The sequence below is a fragment of the Thermus sp. H19.2 genome (assembly GCF_054979525.1).
Genome location: NZ_CM143429.1, coordinates 245684 through 262385 on the forward strand (window position 1 = coordinate 245684; position 16702 = coordinate 262385).

The following is a 16702-nucleotide window of genomic DNA, read 5'->3' on the forward strand; positions in this document are numbered from 1 at the left end:
CTATAATGCCCCCTTGTGCTGGTGCGCCCCGTCCTCCTTCCCTCCTGGCCCCCGGCCCCCAAGGACCTCTTCGGGCGGGAAGGCCCTTTGGTCCTGGAGATCGGCTTCGGGGATGGGCGCTTCACCGCCGAGCTCGCCAAGGCCCATCCCCACTGGCTCGTCCTTGGGGCCGAGGTCTCGGCGGCAAGCGTCCTCAGGGCCTACCGGAGGGCGCGCCGGGAGGGCCTAGGGAACGTCCGCCTCTACCACGGGGAGGGCCCTTTCGCCCTGAGGAACCTGGTTCTCCCGGGAGCCCTCCACCAGGTGATCGTCAACTTCCCCGACCCCTGGCCCAAGAAGCGCCACCAGGAAAGGCGCCTCCTCCAGGAGGCCTTCTTCCGGAGGCTTTCCACAAGGCTAGGGGAAGGGGGGAGCCTCCTCCTCACCACCGACCACGAGGCCTACTTTCGCTTCGCCCTCGAGGAGGCCGAGAAAACGGGGCTTTACCGCATAGAGGTGAAGCCTCCTCCGGAGGGCCACCTCCGCACCAAGTACGCCCTCAAGTGGAAGGAGGCGGGGAGGCCCTTTTTCCACGCCGCCTTCACTAAAGTGGCCGAGGATCCCACCCCTTGGCCTCCCATAAGGAGGTACGCCGTGGCCCACGCCCTTTTGGAAGGAAGCTTGCCCGAGGCCCTGCCCCTGGGAAGGACGCCCGTGGCCCTGGAAGGGGGCGTGGCGGTCTTCCTGGAGGTGGCCAAGGGAGAGGAGGGTTTTTACCTCCTCACCCACCTGGAAGAGGAGGACCTGACCCAGGACCTCCTCCTGGAGGTGCGCCGAAGCGCCCACGGGATCTACGCCGGGGTGAGCCGCTTCGGAAGCCCTCTGATCACCCAGGGGGTTAGGAAAGCGGTGGCGGCTTTGGTGCGTTTCCTGGAGACGCTGGGTTTGAGGGTGGTGCAGGACCACACCGGGGAGGGGCTAAGATAGCCTTATGCACGCCCACGTGATCCTGGCCGCGGGGCAGGGAACCAGGATGCGCTCCCGCCTGCCCAAGGTCCTGCATCCCCTCTTGGGAAGGCCCATGCTCCTCTACGCCCTCGAGGCCGCCTTGGCCCTTGGGCCCGAAAGGCTCGTGGTGGTGGTGGGCCACGGGGGGGAGAAGGTGGCGGAGGCCCTGGAGGGCTACCCCGTGGAGGTGGCCTGGCAAAAGGAGCAGCTCGGCACCGCCCACGCCCTCCTCCAGGCGGAACACCTCCTCCAAGGCTTCCCCGGGCCCTTCCTCGTGACCCAGGGGGACACCCCCCTCCTTTCCCCGAGGACCCTGGAGGCCCTTCTCGCGGGGGTGCGGGAGGGGGCGGGGATGGCCCTCCTCACCGTGGAGCTCCCTGACCCCACGGGCTACGGCCGGATCCTCCGGGAAGGGGAAGAGGTCTTGGCCAACGTGGAGGAGAAGGACGCCTCTCCCGAGGTGAAGGCCCTCCGGGAGGTGAACGCCGGGGCCTACGCCTTTGACGGCTTCCTCTTCCAGGCCCTCAAGGAGGTGAGGAACGAAAACGCCGCCCGGGAGTACTACCTCCCCGACCTCATCGCCATCTACCGCGCCCACGGGAAAAGGGTGGCGGCGGTGCGCGGGGTGGCGGAGGAGGCCCTGGGGGTGAACACCCGCGAGGAGCTCGCCCGGGTGGAGGGGGTGCTTTTGGGAAGGCTCCGCGGGGAGTGGATGCGAAAGGGCGTGCGCATGATCCTCCCCGAGACCATCTACCTGGAGCCTTCCGTGGAGCTCGCCCCCGACGTCACCCTCTGGCCCGGGGTGGTCCTTAAGGGGAAGACCCGGATCGGCGAGGGGTGCGAGGTGGGGCCTTACGCCGTCCTCGAGGACACGGTGTTGGAGCCCGGAGCCAGGGTAGAAAGCCACACCGTGGCCCAGGGGGCCCACCTCCACCCCGGGGCCTCCGCCGGCCCCTTCGCCAGGCTCCGCCCGGGGGCGGTCCTCATGGAGGAGGTGCACGTGGGGAACTTCGTGGAGGTGAAGAATAGCCTCCTTCACAAGGGGGTGAAGGCGGGCCACCTGGCCTACCTCGGGGACGCCGAGGTGGGGGAGGGAACCAACATCGGCGCCGGGGTCATCACCGCCAACTACGACGGCAAGCGGAAGCACAAGACCGAGATCGGCAAGAAGGCCTTCATCGGTTCCAACAGCGTCCTGGTGGCCCCGGTGCGGGTGGGGGACCGCGCCTTGGTGGGGGCGGGGAGCGTCATCACCCAGGACGTGCCCGAGGGGGCCCTGGCCGTGGCCCGGGGGAGGCAAAGGAACCTCGAGGGCTACGCCCTTAAGAAGCTCGGAGAGGGGGGATGATGCGCTTCATCCTCCCTTCAGCCCCCAGGTGGTAAACTGAAGGCCATGAACCTGGGCATGCCGGAAATCCTGGTGATCCTGGTGGTGGCCCTCCTCATCTTCGGGCCCAAGAAGCTCCCCGAGCTCGGCCGCTCCTTGGGCCAGAGCATCCGCGAGTTCAAGCGGGGGGCCCAGGAGATCCGCGAGGAGCTGGAGAAGAGCGTGGAGGTGAAGGAGGAACCCAAGCCCGCGCCGGGGCCTAGGCCCCAGGAGGAGCCCAAAGCTTGAAGGAAGCCCCCCTGGTAGAGCACCTAGAGGAGCTGCGGAGCCGCCTCATCTGGGCCCTCCTCTCCTGGGCGGTGGGGACGGGGGTGGCCTGGACCTTCAGGGTCCAGCTCCTGGAGTGGCTCAAGCGGCCTCTGGACCTGGCGGCCAAGCAAAACGGCATCCAGGTCAACCTCATCGTCCTGGACATCACCGAGCCCTTCCTGGTTTCCCTGAAGGTGGCGGCCTTCGGGGGGCTCGTGCTCGCCCTCCCCTTCATCGTCTACCAGGTCTGGGCCTTCATCGCCCCCGGGCTTTACGAGCACGAAAAACGCCTGGCGGTGCCCTTCCTTCTGGGGGCGGGGTTCAGCTTCGCCCTGGGGGCGCTCTTCGCCTACCACGGCTTTCTGCCCTTCGCCATTCCCTTCCTCCTGGGCTTCCTGGGGGACGTCATCACGCCCCAGATCTCCATCGGCCGCTACATGGGCCAGATCCTCATGATGATGAGCGTCATGGGCCTGGTCTTTGAGATGCCGGTGGTGAGCTACCTCCTGGCCCGCCTGGGGATCCTCTCCTCCGCCTTCCTCGCCCGCAACTGGCGCGTGGCCGTGGTCTTCCTCCTCACCCTGGCTGCGGTCATCACCCCCACGGTGGACGTGGTCTCCCTTTCCATCGTCACCTTGCCCCTCCTTGTCCTCTACTGGATCTCCGTCCTGGTGGCCCGCCTGGCGGAGAGGCAGCGGCCCCAGGAGGCGGCTTGAAACCCGCTTAGGACGATAGCCCATGGACGAGCGCATCCTGGCCTTGCGTAAAGAGGTGGACCGGGTGAACCGGGAGCTCCTTAGGCTCCTCTCGGAGCGGGGAAGGCTGGTGCAGGAGATCGGCCGCATCCAGACGGAGCTCGGCCTTCCCCACTACGACCCCAAGCGTGAGGAGGAGATGCTCGGTTACCTCACCGCGGAAAACCCCGGGCCCTTCCCCGACGAGACCATAAAGAAGCTCTTCAAGGAGATCTTCCAGGCGAGCCTGGACCTCGAGGAGCGCCAGGACCAGAAGAAGTTTCTCTACTCCAGAAAGCACAGGCCCGAGCCCACCAGGGTGCGGGTCAAGGACGTGGTCTTCGGGGAAAAGCCCCTTCTCATCGCCGGGCCCTGCTCCATTGAAAGCGAGGAGCAGATCATGGCGACGGCCCGGTTCCTTTCGGCGCGGGGGGTGAGGGTCTTGCGGGGCGGGGCCTTCAAGCCCAGGACGAGCCCCTACGGCTTCCAGGGCCTCGGGGTGGAGGGGCTTAAGCTTGGACGCAAGGCGGCGGACGCCTTCGGCATGGTCTTCGTCACCGAGGTCATGGACACCCGGGACGTGGAGGTGGTGGCGGAGTACGCCGACATCCTCCAGATCGGGGCCCGGAACATGCAGAACTTCGCCCTCCTCAAGGAGGTGGGGAAGGCCCGGCGCCCCGTCCTCTTAAAGCGGGGGCTTTCCGCCACCATGGAGGAGTGGTTCTACGCCGCCGAGTACATCCTCGCCCAGGGGAACGAGGAGGTGATCCTGGCCGAAAGGGGGATCCGCACCTTTGAGCGCTGGACGCGGAACACCCTGGACCTCTCCGCCGTGGCCCTCGCCAAGCAGGAGACCCACCTCCCCGTGGTGGTGGACGTGACCCACGCCGCCGGGCGCACGGACCTTCTGGCCCCTTTGGCCCGGGCGGCCCTGGCGGTGGGGGCGGACGGGGTGCACGTGGAGGTCCACCCCAGCCCCAAGGTGGCCCTCTCCGACAGCCAGCAGCAGCTGGACTTCGCCCAGTTTGACCGCTTCCTGGAGGCCATCCGGGACCTCCTCCCAGAGGGCTGATGGGCCTTTTGGATAACCTCCTGAACGCCTTCCTCAAGGCCACGGACCCGAGGCCCCGCTACACCGAGGCCCGTTGCCTCCTCTACAAGAACAGCGTGGGGGGGTGCGACAAGTGCTACCAGGTCTGCCCCAAGGGGGCGGTGCGGCTGGAAGGGTGGCGGGTGGAGCTGGACGAGGTCTTGTGCACGGGGTGCGGCCTCTGCACCGGGGTCTGCCCCGGCGTCGCCCTGGAATACCCCCTCGGGGCCATCCAGGAGGCCCTCATCCGGGGGAAGGGGAAGCTCAGGTGTTCCAGGGCCGAGGGGAAGGGAGAGGAGGTTCTTTGCCTGGGCCGCCTCACCCCGGGGCTTTTGGCCGAGGCGGGAAGCCGCTTCGGCAAGGTGGTCCTCGCCCGGGGAGACTGCGCGGGATGCAGGATCGGCGGGCCTGAGGTCCCGGAGCACCTAGGGAGGATGGCCGAGGAGGCGCGGCGCTACTTCCCCGTGGAGGTGGAGGTGGTGGCGGGGGAGCTTCCCGGGGAACGGGTGGGAAGGCGGGAGCTCTTCCAGGCCCTTTTGGGAAGCGCCAAGCGCACCGCCGCCGACCTCGTTCCCGAGCTTCCCCTGCCCGCTTTGGAGGAGAAGGAAGGGGGGCTTCCCGCCGAGCTTCGCTTGAGGGGCCTCGCCGCGGGCCGTGCCCCGGAGGTCCGCTGGCCCCGGATCCGGGTGGAGGAGGGGTGCACCCTCTGCCCGGTCTGCACCAACGTCTGCCCCACGGAGGCGGTGAGGCGGGTGAGGGAGGGGGAGGAGTACGTCCTCTACCTCCAGGTGGCGGCCTGCACGGGGTGCGGGGCCTGCGTGGAGAGCTGCCCGCCCCAGGTGATCCGCCTCGAGGAGGCCCCTAAGGAGGAGGTGGGGAAGGAGCTGGAGCTCTTCCGGGGCCGGCCTCCTTGGTATGACCTTTGATCCCACCCCGTGCTGGCCTAAGCCAGCAGGGGGGCCCCGGTGAACGCGATCCGCAGGGCCTCCATGCCTGGGCTTGGGCGAAGGATCCACGCCAAAAGGGTAGAAGTGCCCGCGCGTCCCTTTCGCAACACGAGATGCCCAGACTAGGGCTATAAGGAGGCCCTTTGGGGCCCCCACCGCGGCGAAAGCCGCGGTGGGGTACTTTAGTTAAGCTCTTCTCCCCAGGCCTCCTCAAAGAGGCGCTTGGCCTCTTGCAGGGTGATCTCCAGGGTCTGGGAGACCTCCTCGGCCAGGAGGTGGATGGCCCGCCTCAGGGCCTGCCGGTCCAGGTCGGGCAGGCCCCGTTCCAGCTCCCAGGCCCTTAGCTGCCCCGCCATCTGGGCGATGCGGTAGGGGTTGCCGTCCGCCAGGATCTCGCTGGTCTTGCGGTGCCGGGCGGCCCACTGCTTGGGCAGGGGCATCCGCCCGTTCTTGAGGAGGTCCAGGATCACGGGGACCTCCTCGGGGGCCAGGGCTTTGCGCATGCCCACGCTTTGCGGGGCCTCCACGGGTACGTAGGCCTTGGAGCGGGAGCCGGGGAAGTCCACCTGGTAGTAGGCCCGGCTGACGCCGCTCACGCTTCGCTGGGCTATGCCGGCCACCACGCCTACCCCATAAGGGGGCAAGACCACCTTGTCGCCGGGACGGAACTCTTTCACGGCGCGACTCCTTTCCGGAGCACCAAGAGGAGGTGCTCCAAATACGCCTCCACCTCCAGCTGGGGGTTGCACCCCAAGGCCGCCACCACGGCGGCCGTGGCCTTGGGAGAAAGCTCCGGGCGCACGGCCCCTTCCTCCTGGCCGCTTCGCAAAAGCTCCTCCAAGAGGTCCAGGTAGTGCTGGTGAAGCCCCTTGAGCCAGGGGGTGGGGTCCTCCATGGCTTCCCGGGCCACCGCCGCCCATAGGCCCCTCCACTCCGCGATCCAGGCCAGGCGCTTTTCCAGGATGCGCTCGAGGCGCACAAAAAAAGGCGCCCGCAGGCGCACCAGTTCCTCCACCTCCCGGTAGAAGGCCCAGGTTCGCTCTTCCACCAGGTTTTTGAGGAGGTCCTTCTTGTCGCGGAAGTAGAGGTAAAGGGTCCCTTTCCCCACCTCGGCCTTCCGGGCCACGTCCTCCATTTTCAGGCCGGAAAGCCCGCTTTCCCGGAGAACCTCTAGGGTGGCATCGAGGATGGCCCTTCGCTTTCCCTTAGCTAAGGCCCCCGGGGGGGATACCATCGCGGCCACGACCCCAAGTCTACCACACCGCCCTTTTCCTTTCATGAGGAGGCGGTTACCCTAGAGGTATAGGAGGTCCGCCATGCGGCAGGGTTTCTTCGCCTTGCTCACCGCCGATCCCCTGCGGGGGGCCTTGCGCCCGGTGGAGGCCAGGCTCCTGGAGGAGGCCAGGGGGGAGGCCCTTTTCCTCGTGCCCTATCCCCTTAGGGACCTGGCCGAGGCCTGGCGGCTGGCCTATCGGGACCTGGGCCTCAGGCGGGGCCAGGTCCTTTACCTGAGGCGGCGGGAGGAAGCCTTTGACCCGGAGGTGGCCCAAAGGGTGGCGGCGAGTCCCCTGGTGCTCCTGGCGGCGGAGGGGCTTCCCGAGTTTTTAGACCTCATCCGGGGGAGCCTGGTGCTCCAGGCCCTCTGGGAGGTGCACCGCAAAGGGGGTGGGGTGGTGGCCCTGGGAGAGGCGGCGGGGCTTTTGGGAGAAGCGGCCTTTTACTCCTGGGAAGGGGAGATGCGGGCGGCTTTGGGCCTGGCCCTCCTCCGGGGTCTGGCCCTGCTTCCCAAGGTGGAGGAGCGGGGGCGCTTCCTGGCCCTTTCCCGCCTGGTGGCGGACAACCCCGATCTGGTGGGCCTGGGCCTTCTGGAGAACACCGCCTTGCGCCTCCTTAGGGGCCTGGGGGAGGTCTGGGTGGGCGGGGTGACCCTGGTGGACGCCGAGGGGGCGGAGCACACCGGACGGGGGGTAAAGGGGTTACGGGTGGATGTGCTCTCCGCCGGGGAGCGCTTCCCCTTGCCCCCCCTCTAAGTACCCCTTTCGCCGGGGCGGGGGCCCCCAAAAGCTTTTCCCTAGCCCTAACCCGGGCACCCCAGGTTGCGAAACCCACGTGCGGGCACGGGTATCCTGGTTCCATGCCCTCGGGGCGCGTGCACGAGGCCATCAACCTGACGGCGCTGGGCCTGGGAAGCCTGGCCTACCTGGCCCTAGGGGGCTCCCCGGAGAGGCCGGAGGCTTTGGCCTTTGCCCTGGCCTACCTGGCGGGCACCTTTCTCCTCTCCCCGGACCTGGACCTGGCGGAGAAGGAGGTGCGGTCCAGGCGGCGCTGGGGCCTTTTGGGCGTTCTCTGGCGGCCCTATGGCTGGCTCTTCCGCCACCGGGGGCTTTCCCACACCTGGGTCCTTGGGCCCCTCACCCGGCTCGGGTACCTGGTGGGCCTTTTGGGCCTGCTGGGCTTCCTTGCCCAGGAGGTCTTGGGCTTCCTGGGGGCGGAGGTGAGGCTAAGGCCTCCCTCCCTGGGCCTCGAGGCCCTGGGCTTCGCGCTGCTCGGCTACTACCTCTCCCAGTGGCTCCACCTGGTGGCGGACGGCGTCTGGCCGGACCACGACCTCAAGCGCCTTCGGCGGCCAAGGTGAGGGGATTTACATACCCTAGGCGGGCAGGGTAGAGAATAGGGCTATGGCTAAGCTCAAGGTTTGGGGGCTTGGGCTCCTTCTGGGACTGGCCTTTGCGGTGGGGCTGGGGGAGCGCCTGCCGGACTTCTCCCTCCTGGACCCGGCAGGGAACCTCGTCACCCCTAAGACCATGAAGAAGCCTGCCGTCATCGTCTTCTGGGCCAGCTGGTGCCCGGTGTGCCGGGCGGAGTTTCCCGGATTGCACAAGGTGGCCGAGGAGACCAAGGTCCCCTTCTACGTCATCAGTCGGGAGCCTAAGGACACCCGGGAGGTGGTCCTGAACTACATGAAGGCCTACCCCCGCTTCATCCCCCTCCTGGCCTCTGACCGGGACAAGCCCCACGAGGTGGCGGGCCGCTTTAAGGTGACGGGCCAGCCCTGGACCTTCGTGGTGAACAAGGAAGGGGAGGTGGTGGCCCTCTTCGCCGGCCGGGCGGGGCGGGAAGCCCTTTTAGACGCCCTCTTGCTGGCCGGGGTGGAGCTCCCATAGCTCGGCCCGCCGGGTCTCCCCTTGGGGGATGAGGCGAAGGAGGAACCCGGCCTCGAGGGCCTTGGGGTCCCCCCACTCCACCAGGGTGAGGCGGGCCTCCTCCAGGGCGGCCAGGAGCTGGGGAAGAAGCTCCCCCGGGTCCGGCAACCGGTAGAGGTCGGCGTGGACCAGGGGGCCTTCCGGGGTGGGGTAGGTGTGGATGAGGGTGTAGGTGGGGCTGGTGACCCGACCCCGGAAGCCCAGGGCTTCGGCTAGGAAGCGGACCAGGGTGGTCTTGCCCGCCCCCAGGGGCCCCTCCAGGGCTACTACCGCTCCTCGGGGCAGAAAGGGGAGGACCTCCCGGGCCAGGGACCGGGTGTCCTCGAGGCTCTTCAAGGTGCGGGCCAGGACAAGGCGCATAAAAAAAGGCCCCTGAGGGGCCTTTGGTGCCGGGAGCGGGACTTGAACCCGCACGCCCTTGCGGGCACCACCCCCTCAAGATGGCGTGTCTACCAGTTCCACCATCCCGGCAGGCCGCGCCCTAGGCGCAAGCTTCAGTTTAGCAAAAGCCCTCGCCTTGTCAAGGCGATTGCCAAACGGGAGTCCCTGCCCTAAACTCGGGAGGGCGGGCCGGTGTAGCTCAGCGGTAGAGCAACCGCCTCGTAAGCGGTAGGCCGCCGGTTCGAATCCGGCCACCGGCTCCAGCTCCAGGACGCAATTCCCCGCCTCCTTTAGGGAGGCGGGGAATTGCTTTTGACAGCTAAGTGCCCGTACTTTGGTTTCGCGACATGGGATGCCCGAAACGGGGCCAGGAGAGGGCTTTTTGGGGCCCCCACCGCGGCTTTTGCCGCGGTGGGGTACTTAAGGGCCTCAACCCCTCGTTGCTCACCAAGGCCTGGGCCGCCCCAAAAGGGCGGCTTTGATTGGGCCATGAACTTCCCAAGAGCCGGGCAAGGTGGCCTGTTGCCTCCGTCTATGCCCGCAGTGTTCCCCCTCCTTTGGGAGGCGGCTTTCACCCGACTTGCCAAAAGAAGCCTGGGCCTGTAGACTGAGCAAGTTGAGGGCCCTCAGGGCCAGCCCCTGGTCCTGAGGGCGGTGCCCTGTGTGGGCAAAGCGGGGAAGGGTCCTTCCCCGGGTGGATCTTGAGAACACGGGGGCAAGTCCAAGAAGAAGGGAGTGGTGGCACTGCCGACGATCAATCAGCTGGTACGAAGGGGCCGCGAGAAGGTCCAGAAGAAGAGCAAAGTTCCGGCTTTGAAGGGTTCCCCCTTCCGCCGGGGGGTGTGCACCGTGGTGCGCACCGTGACCCCCAAGAAGCCCAACTCGGCGCTTCGTAAGGTGGCCAAGGTGCGCCTCACCTCGGGCTACGAGGTCACCGCCTATATCCCTGGCGAGGGGCATAACCTCCAGGAGCACTCCGTGGTCCTCATCCGGGGTGGGCGTGTGAAGGACCTCCCGGGCGTGCGCTACCACATCGTCCGCGGGGTCTACGACACCCAAGGGGTGAAGGACCGCAAAAAGAGCCGCTCCAAGTACGGGACCAAGAAGCCCAAGGAGACCAAGGGCGCGGCCCCGGCTAAGAAGAAGTAGGTGAGGGTATGCGGAGAAGAAGAGCAGAGGTACGCCAGCTCCAGCCCGACCTGGTCTACGGGGACGTGGTGGTGTCGGCCTTCATCAACAAGATCATGCGGGAAGGAAAGAAGAACCTCGCCGCCCGCATCTTCTACGATGCTTGCCGCATCATCCAGGAGAAAACCGGCCAGGAGCCCCTCAAGGTCTTCAAGCAGGCGGTGGAGAACGTAAAGCCCAGGATGGAGGTCCGCTCCCGCCGCGTGGGTGGGGCCAACTACCAGGTGCCCATGGAGGTTTCTCCCCGCAGGCAGCAGTCCTTGGCCCTTCGTTGGCTGGTGCAGGCGGCCAACGCCCGCTCCGAGCGCGGGGCAGCGGTGCGCATCGCCCACGAGCTCATGGACGCCGCCGAGGGCAAGGGTGGGGCGATCAAGAAGAAAGAGGACGTGGAGCGCATGGCCGAGGCCAACCGCGCCTACGCTCACTACCGGTGGTAAGCCATGGCGGTTAAGGTAGAGTACGACCTAAAAAGGCTCCGCAACATCGGCATCGCCGCCCACATTGACGCCGGCAAGACCACCACCACCGAGCGCATTCTCTACTACACCGGCAAGATTCACAAGATCGGCGAGGTGCACGAGGGCGCGGCCACCATGGACTTCATGGAGCAGGAAAGGGAGCGGGGCATCACCATCACCGCCGCCGTGACCACCTGCTTCTGGAAAGACCACCGCATCAACATCATCGACACCCCGGGCCACGTGGACTTCACCATCGAGGTGGAGCGCTCCATGCGGGTCCTGGACGGGGCCATCGTGGTCTTTGACTCCAGCCAAGGGGTGGAGCCCCAGTCCGAGACCGTCTGGCGCCAGGCGGAGAAGTACAAGGTCCCCCGCATCGCCTTCGCCAACAAGATGGACAAGACCGGGGCAGACCTTTGGCTGGTGATCCGCACCATGCAGGAGCGCCTGGGGGCCAGGCCTGTGGTGATGCAGCTCCCCATCGGCCGGGAGGACACCTTCTCGGGGATCATAGACGTCCTCCGCATGAAGGCCTACACCTACGGCAACGACCTGGGCACGGACATCCGGGAGATCCCCATCCCCGAGGAGTACCAGGAGCAGGCCCGGGAGTACCACGAGAAGCTCATTGAGGCGGCCGCCGACTTTGACGAGAACGTGATGCTTAAGTACCTCGAGGGCGAGGAGCCCACGGAGGAGGAGTTGGTGGCCGCCATCCGCAAGGGCACCATCGGCATCCAGATCACCCCCGTGTTCCTCGGGTCCGCCCTCAAAAATAAAGGGGTCCAGCTCCTCCTGGACGCCGTGGTGGATTACCTGCCCTCCCCCTTGGACATCCCCCCCATCCGGGGCACCACCCCCGAAGGGGAGGAGGTGGAGATCCACCCCGACCCCGAAGGTCCCCTGGCGGCCCTGGCCTTCAAGATCATGGCCGACCCCTACGTGGGCCGCCTCACCTTCATCCGCGTCTACTCCGGAACCATCACCTCCGGGTCTTACGTCTACAACACCACCAAGGGCCGCAAGGAGCGGGTGGCCCGGCTTCTTCGCATGCACGCCAACCACCGCGAGGAGGTGGAGGAGCTGAAGGCGGGGGACCTGGGGGCGGTGGTGGGCCTCAAGGAGACCATCACCGGGGACACCCTGGTGGGCGAGGACGCCCCCCGGGTGGTCCTGGAGTCCATTGAGGTGCCCGAGCCCGTCATCGACGTGGCCATTGAGCCCAAGACCAAGGCCGACCAGGACAAGCTCTCCCAGGCCCTGGCCCGCCTGGCGGAGGAGGACCCCACCTTCCGCGTCTCCACCCACCCCGAGACCGGCCAGACCATCATCAGCGGGATGGGCGAGCTCCACCTGGAGATCATCGTGGACCGGCTGAAGCGGGAGTTCAAGGTGGACGCCAACGTGGGCAAGCCCCAGGTGGCCTACCGCGAGACCATCACCAAGCCGGTGGACGTGGAGGGCAAGTTCATCCGCCAGACCGGCGGGCGCGGCCAGTACGGCCACGTGAAGATCAAGGCCGAGCCCCTGCCTCGAGGCTCCGGCTTTGAGTTCGTGAACGCCATCGTGGGCGGGGTGATCCCCAAGGAGTACATCCCCGCGGTGCAGAAGGGCATTGAGGAGGCCATGCAGTCGGGGCCCCTCATCGGTTTCCCCGTGGTGGACGTCAAAGTCACCCTCTACGACGGCTCCTACCACGAGGTGGACTCCTCGGAGATGGCCTTCAAGATCGCCGGCTCCATGGCCATCAAGGAGGCGGTGCAGAAGGGGGACCCGGTGATCCTCGAGCCCATCATGCGGGTGGAGGTCACCACCCCCGAGGAGTACATGGGCGACGTCATCGGCGACCTGAACGCCCGCCGGGGCCAGATCCTGGGCATGGAGCCTCGGGGCAACGCCCAGGTGATCCGGGCCTACGTGCCCCTGGCGGAGATGTTCGGGTACGCCACCGATCTGCGTTCCAAAACCCAGGGCCGGGGCTCCTTCGTCATGTTCTTCGACCACTACCAGGAGGTCCCCAAGCAGGTGCAGGAGAAGCTCATCAAGGGTCAGTAGATCCTTTGCGGGGTGGGCCCTATGGGCCCGCCCCTTGCTTGAAAGGAGAGCGAAGATGGCCAAGGGCGAGTTTATCCGGACGAAGCCTCACGTGAACGTGGGGACGATTGGGCACGTGGACCACGGGAAGACGACGCTGACCGCGGCCTTGACCTTTGTGGCGGCGGCGGAGAACCCGAACGTGGAGGTGAAGGACTACGGGGAGATTGACAAGGCCCCGGAGGAGCGGGCGCGGGGGATCACCATCAACACGGCGCACGTGGAGTACGAGACGGCGAAGCGGCACTACTCGCACGTGGACTGCCCTGGGCACGCGGACTACATCAAGAACATGATCACGGGTGCGGCGCAGATGGACGGGGCCATCCTGGTGGTGTCGGCGGCGGACGGTCCCATGCCGCAGACGCGGGAGCACATTCTTTTGGCCCGGCAGGTGGGGGTGCCGTACATCGTGGTGTTCATGAACAAGGTGGACATGGTGGACGACCCGGAGCTCTTGGACCTGGTGGAGATGGAGGTGCGGGACCTCCTGAACCAGTACGAGTTTCCTGGGGACGAGGTGCCGGTGATTCGGGGGAGCGCTTTGCTTGCGCTTGAGCAGATGCACAAGAACCCGAAGACCAAGCGGGGTGAGAACGAGTGGGTGGACAAGATTTGGGAGCTTTTGGACGCCATTGACGAGTACATTCCCACGCCGGTGCGGGACGTGGACAAGCCCTTCTTGATGCCGGTGGAGGACGTGTTCACCATTACGGGGCGTGGGACGGTGGCCACGGGGCGGATTGAGCGGGGCAAGGTGAAGGTGGGGGACGAGGTGGAGATTGTGGGCCTTGCTCCGGAGACGCGGAAGACGGTGGTGACGGGTGTGGAGATGCACCGGAAGACCCTGCAGGAGGGGATTGCTGGGGACAACGTGGGGGTGCTCCTGCGGGGCGTGGGCCGGGACGAGGTGGAGCGGGGCCAGGTGTTGGCGAAGCCTGGGAGCATTACGCCGCACACCAAGTTTGAGGCCTCGGTGTACATTCTGAAGAAGGAGGAGGGGGGCCGGCACACGGGGTTTTTTTCGGGGTACCGGCCGCAGTTTTACTTCCGGACCACGGACGTGACGGGGGTGGTGGAGTTGCCCCAGGGGGTGGAGATGGTGATGCCTGGGGACAACGTGACCTTCACGGTGGAGCTCATCAAGCCGGTGGCCCTGGAGGAGGGCCTCCGCTTCGCCATCCGGGAAGGCGGCCGCACCGTGGGCGCCGGCGTGGTCACCAAAATCCTGGAGTGAGGTGAGGCATGCCCAAGATCCGCATCAAGCTACGGGGCTTTGACCACAAGACCTTGGACGCCTCGGCCCAGAGGATCGTGGAGGCCGCCCGGCGTTCCGGGGCCCAGGTGTCAGGGCCCGTGCCTTTGCCCACGCGGGTACGGCGCTTCACCGTGATCCGGGGGCCTTTCAAGCACAAGGACTCCCGGGAGCACTTTGAGCTCCGCACCCATCACCGCCTGGTGGACATCCTCAATCCCAACCGCAAGACCATAGAGAACCTCATGTCCTTGGACCTGCCCACCGGGGTGGAGATCGAGATCAAGACCGTGGGAGGTGGCAAGTGAAGGGCATCCTGGGCGTGAAGGTGGGCATGACCCGGATTTACAAGGAGGACCGGGCCATTCCCGTCACCGTCATCCTGGCGGGGCCCTGTCCTGTGGTGCAGCGCCGCACCCCGGAGAAGGACGGCTATTTGGCGGTGCAGCTGGGGTTCCTTCCCCAGAAGCCCAAGCGGGTCAACCGGCCCATGAAGGGGCACTTTGCCAAGGCCGGGGTCCAGCCCGTGCGCATCCTCAAGGAGATCCGCGGCTTTAACCCCGAGGCGGATGTGGTGACCGTGGAGATCTTCCAGCCCGGGGAGAAGGTGGACGTGACCGGCACCTCCAAGGGGCGGGGCACGGCGGGGGTCATGAAGCGCTGGAACTTCGCCGGCGGTCCCGATTCCCACGGGGCCCACAAGATCCACCGCCACCCGGGCTCCATCGGCAACCGCAAGACCCCGGGCCGGGTCTACAAGGGCAAGAAGATGGCGGGCCGCTACGGGGCCGAGAGGGTTACGGTGCAGAACCTCGAGGTGGTGGACGTCCTCCCGGAGGAGAACCTCCTCTTGGTGAAAGGCGCCGTCCCCGGGCCCAACGGGGGCCTTCTGCTGGTGCGGGAGGCCAAGAAGGTGGCCAAGTGAAGGAGGGTAGGGCTGTGTACCAGATTCCTGTGCTTTCCTCTGCCGGCAGGCGGGAGCTCGCGGCCCACCTGCCCCAGGAAGTAAACCCCCACCTCCTCTGGGAGGTGGTGCGTTGGCAGCTGGCCAAGCGCCGCCGGGGCACCGCCAGCACCAAGACCCGGGGCGAGGTGGCCTACTCTAGCCGCAAGATCTATCCCCAGAAGCACACCGGGCGGGCCCGCCACGGGGACATCGGGGCCCCCATCTTCGTGGGGGGTGGGACGGCTTTCGGGCCCAAGCCCCGGGACTACAGCTACACCCTTCCCAAGAAGGTGCGGAAGGCGGGCCTGGCCATGGCCGTAGCCGATCGGGCTAAGGAGGGAAAGCTCCTCTTGGTGGAGGACTTCGCCGGGGTGAACGGAAAGACCAAGGAGTTTTTGGCCTGGGCCAAGGAGGCGGGGCTGGACGGCTCGGAAAGCGTCCTTCTGGTGGCGGAAAGCGAGCTGGTGCGCCGCGCCGCCCGCAACCTTCCCTGGGTGGTCACCCTGGCTCCCCAAGGGCTCAACGTTTACGACATCTTGCGCACCGAGCGCCTGGTGATGGACCTGAAGGCTTGGGAAGTGTTCCAGGACCGCCTGGGAGGTAAGGAATGAAGACCGCCTACGACGTGATCCTGGCCCCGGTGCTTTCCGAGAAGGCCTACGCGGGTTTCGCCGAGGGCAAGTACACCTTCTGGGTGCACCCCAAGGCCACCAAAACCGAGATCAAGCAGGCGGTGGAGGAGGCCTTTAAGGTGAAGGTGGTGGGGGTGAACACCCTCCACGTGCGGGGCAAGAAGAAGCGCCTGGGCCGCTACCTGGGCAAGCGCCCCGACCGCAAAAAGGCCATCGTGCAGGTGGCCTCCGGGCAGAGGATTGAGGCCCTGGAGGGCCTCATCTAGACCCCGCCGGGAAAGGGAGCCCGGCCCTGATCCGGCAAGGGAGGAAAGGCCATGCCAGTAAAGAAGTTCAAACCCTACACCCCAAGCCGCCGCTTCATGACGGTGGCCGACTTCTCCGAGATCACCAAGACCGAGCCGGAGAGGTCCTTGGTCGTCCCCCTGAAGAAGACGGGGGGGCGCAACAACCAGGGCCGCATCACCGTGCGCTTCCGCGGGGGCGGTCACAAGCGCCTCTACCGCCTCGTGGACTTCAAGCGCTGGGACAAGGCGGGTATCCCCGCCAAGGTGGCGGCCATAGAGTACGACCCCAACCGCTCGGCCCGCATCGCCCTCCTGCACTACGCCGATGGGGAGAAGCGCTACATTATCGCCCCGGACGGCCTCCAGGTGGGGCAGCAGGTGGTGGCGGGGCCAGACGCCCCCATCCAGGTGGGCAACGCCCTGCCCCTCCGCTTCATCCCCGTGGGCACGGTGGTGCACGCGGTGGAGCTCGTGCCCAAGCAGGGGGCCAAGCTGGCCCGCTCCGCCGGCACCAGCGCCCAGATCCAGGGCCGGGAAGGGGATTACGTGATCCTCCGCCTGCCCTCGGGGGAGCTTCGCAAGGTGCACGGGGAGTGCTACGCCGCCATCGGGGCGGTGGGCAACGCCGACCACAAGAACATCGTCCTGGGGAAGGCTGGCCGCACACGCTGGCTCGGCCGCAAGCCCCACGTGCGCGGCGCCGCCATGAACCCGGTGGACCACCCTCACGGCGGCGGTGAGGGCCGGGCCCCCAGGGGGCGTCCGCCCGCCTCGCCTTGGGGTTGGCAGACCAAGGGGCTCAAGACCAGGAAGCGGCGCAAGCCTTCCAGCCGCTTCATCCTCGCCCGGCGGAAGAAGTGA

General features: G+C 66.9%; 21 protein-coding genes and 2 tRNA genes. 19 read left to right on the forward strand and 4 right to left on the reverse strand.

What is annotated here, in order from left to right; all coding sequences use genetic code 11:
* The first annotated feature begins 15 nt into the window (after positions 1–15).
* Genes trmB through ACY5J6_RS01370 form a run of 6 tightly spaced genes read left to right on the forward strand, consistent with a single transcriptional unit; the run spans position 16 to position 5373 of the window.
* A complete protein-coding gene (trmB, locus tag ACY5J6_RS01345; protein WP_462845634.1) occupies positions 16–966 on the forward strand; it encodes a tRNA (guanosine(46)-N7)-methyltransferase TrmB in 951 nt (316 codons plus the stop codon).
* Positions 967–970: 4 nt separating this feature from the next.
* A complete protein-coding gene (gene glmU, locus ACY5J6_RS01350) occupies positions 971–2335 on the forward strand; it encodes a bifunctional UDP-N-acetylglucosamine diphosphorylase/glucosamine-1-phosphate N-acetyltransferase GlmU (RefSeq protein WP_462845635.1) in 1365 nt (454 codons plus the stop codon).
* Between the two features lie 45 nt (positions 2336–2380).
* Complete coding sequence (locus ACY5J6_RS01355) at positions 2381–2602, forward strand: twin-arginine translocase TatA/TatE family subunit (protein ID WP_054637982.1); 222 nt, start codon at positions 2381–2383, stop codon at positions 2600–2602.
* On the forward strand, positions 2599–3339 hold the full coding sequence (gene tatC / locus ACY5J6_RS01360) for a twin-arginine translocase subunit TatC (RefSeq protein ID WP_462845636.1): 741 nt from the start codon (positions 2599–2601) through the stop codon (positions 3337–3339). The genes ACY5J6_RS01355 and tatC overlap by 4 nt, the downstream gene beginning before the upstream one ends.
* Positions 3340–3361: 22 nt before the next feature.
* Positions 3362–4429, forward strand: a complete 1068-nt coding sequence (locus tag ACY5J6_RS01365) for a bifunctional 3-deoxy-7-phosphoheptulonate synthase/chorismate mutase (RefSeq protein ID WP_462845637.1) — start codon at positions 3362–3364, stop codon at positions 4427–4429.
* The gene (locus ACY5J6_RS01370) at positions 4429–5373 is read left to right on the forward strand and encodes a 4Fe-4S dicluster domain-containing protein (RefSeq protein ID WP_462845638.1); all 945 of its coding nucleotides are present in this window, start codon (positions 4429–4431) and stop codon (positions 5371–5373) included. Before ACY5J6_RS01365 ends, ACY5J6_RS01370 begins: the two co-directional genes overlap by 1 nt.
* A 203-nt stretch (positions 5374–5576) precedes the next feature.
* Here the strand turns inward: ACY5J6_RS01370 and ACY5J6_RS01375 are convergent, their stop codons facing one another.
* Positions 5577–6071, reverse strand: a complete 495-nt coding sequence (locus ACY5J6_RS01375) for a CarD family transcriptional regulator (protein WP_054637984.1) — start codon at positions 6069–6071, stop codon at positions 5577–5579.
* Positions 6068–6628 carry a TetR/AcrR family transcriptional regulator gene (locus tag ACY5J6_RS01380; protein ID WP_462846476.1) on the reverse strand — a complete coding sequence of 187 codons (561 nt, stop codon included), beginning with the start codon at positions 6626–6628 and terminating at the stop codon, positions 6068–6070. The genes ACY5J6_RS01375 and ACY5J6_RS01380 overlap by 4 nt, the downstream gene beginning before the upstream one ends.
* Positions 6629–6710: 82 nt before the next feature.
* Here ACY5J6_RS01380 and ACY5J6_RS01385 point away from each other — a divergent pair, with 82 nt between their 5' ends.
* The 3 genes from ACY5J6_RS01385 (at position 6711) to ACY5J6_RS01395 (ending at position 8558) form a co-directional block, all read left to right on the forward strand.
* Positions 6711–7424: a cyanophycinase gene (locus tag ACY5J6_RS01385; protein ID WP_462845639.1), complete on the forward strand. Its 714-nt coding sequence runs from the start codon at positions 6711–6713 to the stop codon at positions 7422–7424.
* A 104-nt stretch (positions 7425–7528) separates the two neighbouring features.
* Positions 7529–8029: a metal-binding protein gene (locus ACY5J6_RS01390; RefSeq protein ID WP_462845640.1), complete on the forward strand. Its 501-nt coding sequence runs from the start codon at positions 7529–7531 to the stop codon at positions 8027–8029.
* 43 nt (positions 8030–8072) lie between these two features.
* Positions 8073–8558 (forward strand): TlpA family protein disulfide reductase, encoded by a 486-nt coding sequence (locus ACY5J6_RS01395; protein WP_462845641.1) that lies wholly within the window; start codon positions 8073–8075, stop codon positions 8556–8558.
* Here the strand turns inward: ACY5J6_RS01395 and tsaE are convergent.
* Positions 8520–8957, reverse strand: coding sequence for a tRNA (adenosine(37)-N6)-threonylcarbamoyltransferase complex ATPase subunit type 1 TsaE (tsaE, locus tag ACY5J6_RS01400; RefSeq protein WP_462845642.1), 438 nt, complete (start codon positions 8955–8957; stop codon positions 8520–8522). The two genes, ACY5J6_RS01395 and tsaE, sit on opposite strands and share 39 nt — an antisense overlap.
* 24 nt (positions 8958–8981) lie before the next feature.
* Positions 8982–9068, reverse strand: a tRNA-Leu gene (locus ACY5J6_RS01405).
* Positions 9069–9166: 98 nt separating this feature from the next.
* Here ACY5J6_RS01405 and ACY5J6_RS01410 point away from each other — a divergent pair.
* From ACY5J6_RS01410 to rplB, 10 genes are all read left to right on the forward strand, one after another.
* A tRNA-Thr gene (locus ACY5J6_RS01410) sits at positions 9167–9241 on the forward strand.
* Positions 9242–9713: 472 nt separating this feature from the next.
* The gene (rpsL, locus tag ACY5J6_RS01415) at positions 9714–10127 is read left to right on the forward strand and encodes a 30S ribosomal protein S12 (protein WP_054637987.1); all 414 of its coding nucleotides are present in this window, start codon (positions 9714–9716) and stop codon (positions 10125–10127) included.
* Between the two features lie 8 nt (positions 10128–10135).
* Positions 10136–10603: a 30S ribosomal protein S7 gene (rpsG, locus tag ACY5J6_RS01420; protein ID WP_462845643.1), complete on the forward strand. Its 468-nt coding sequence runs from the start codon at positions 10136–10138 to the stop codon at positions 10601–10603.
* Positions 10604–10606: 3 nt separating this feature from the next.
* Positions 10607–12682, forward strand: a complete 2076-nt coding sequence (gene fusA / locus ACY5J6_RS01425) for an elongation factor G (protein ID WP_462845644.1) — start codon at positions 10607–10609, stop codon at positions 12680–12682.
* Positions 12683–12737: 55 nt separating this feature from the next.
* A complete protein-coding gene (gene tuf, locus ACY5J6_RS01430) occupies positions 12738–13958 on the forward strand; it encodes an elongation factor Tu (protein WP_462845516.1) in 1221 nt (406 codons plus the stop codon).
* A gap of 8 nt (positions 13959–13966) precedes the next feature.
* Positions 13967–14284: a 30S ribosomal protein S10 gene (rpsJ, locus tag ACY5J6_RS01435; RefSeq protein ID WP_054647667.1), complete on the forward strand. Its 318-nt coding sequence runs from the start codon at positions 13967–13969 to the stop codon at positions 14282–14284.
* Positions 14281–14901, forward strand: a complete 621-nt coding sequence (rplC, locus tag ACY5J6_RS01440) for a 50S ribosomal protein L3 (protein ID WP_054637965.1) — start codon at positions 14281–14283, stop codon at positions 14899–14901. The genes rpsJ and rplC overlap by 4 nt, the downstream gene beginning before the upstream one ends.
* Positions 14902–14915: 14 nt before the next feature.
* Entirely contained in the window at positions 14916–15533 is a 618-nt protein-coding gene (rplD, locus tag ACY5J6_RS01445; protein WP_462845645.1) for a 50S ribosomal protein L4, read from the forward strand.
* A complete protein-coding gene (locus ACY5J6_RS01450; protein ID WP_054637964.1) occupies positions 15530–15820 on the forward strand; it encodes a 50S ribosomal protein L23 in 291 nt (96 codons plus the stop codon). The genes rplD and ACY5J6_RS01450 overlap by 4 nt, the downstream gene beginning before the upstream one ends.
* 51 nt (positions 15821–15871) lie before the next feature.
* Positions 15872–16702 carry a 50S ribosomal protein L2 gene (rplB, locus tag ACY5J6_RS01455; RefSeq protein ID WP_462845646.1) on the forward strand — a complete coding sequence of 277 codons (831 nt, stop codon included), beginning with the start codon at positions 15872–15874 and terminating at the stop codon, positions 16700–16702.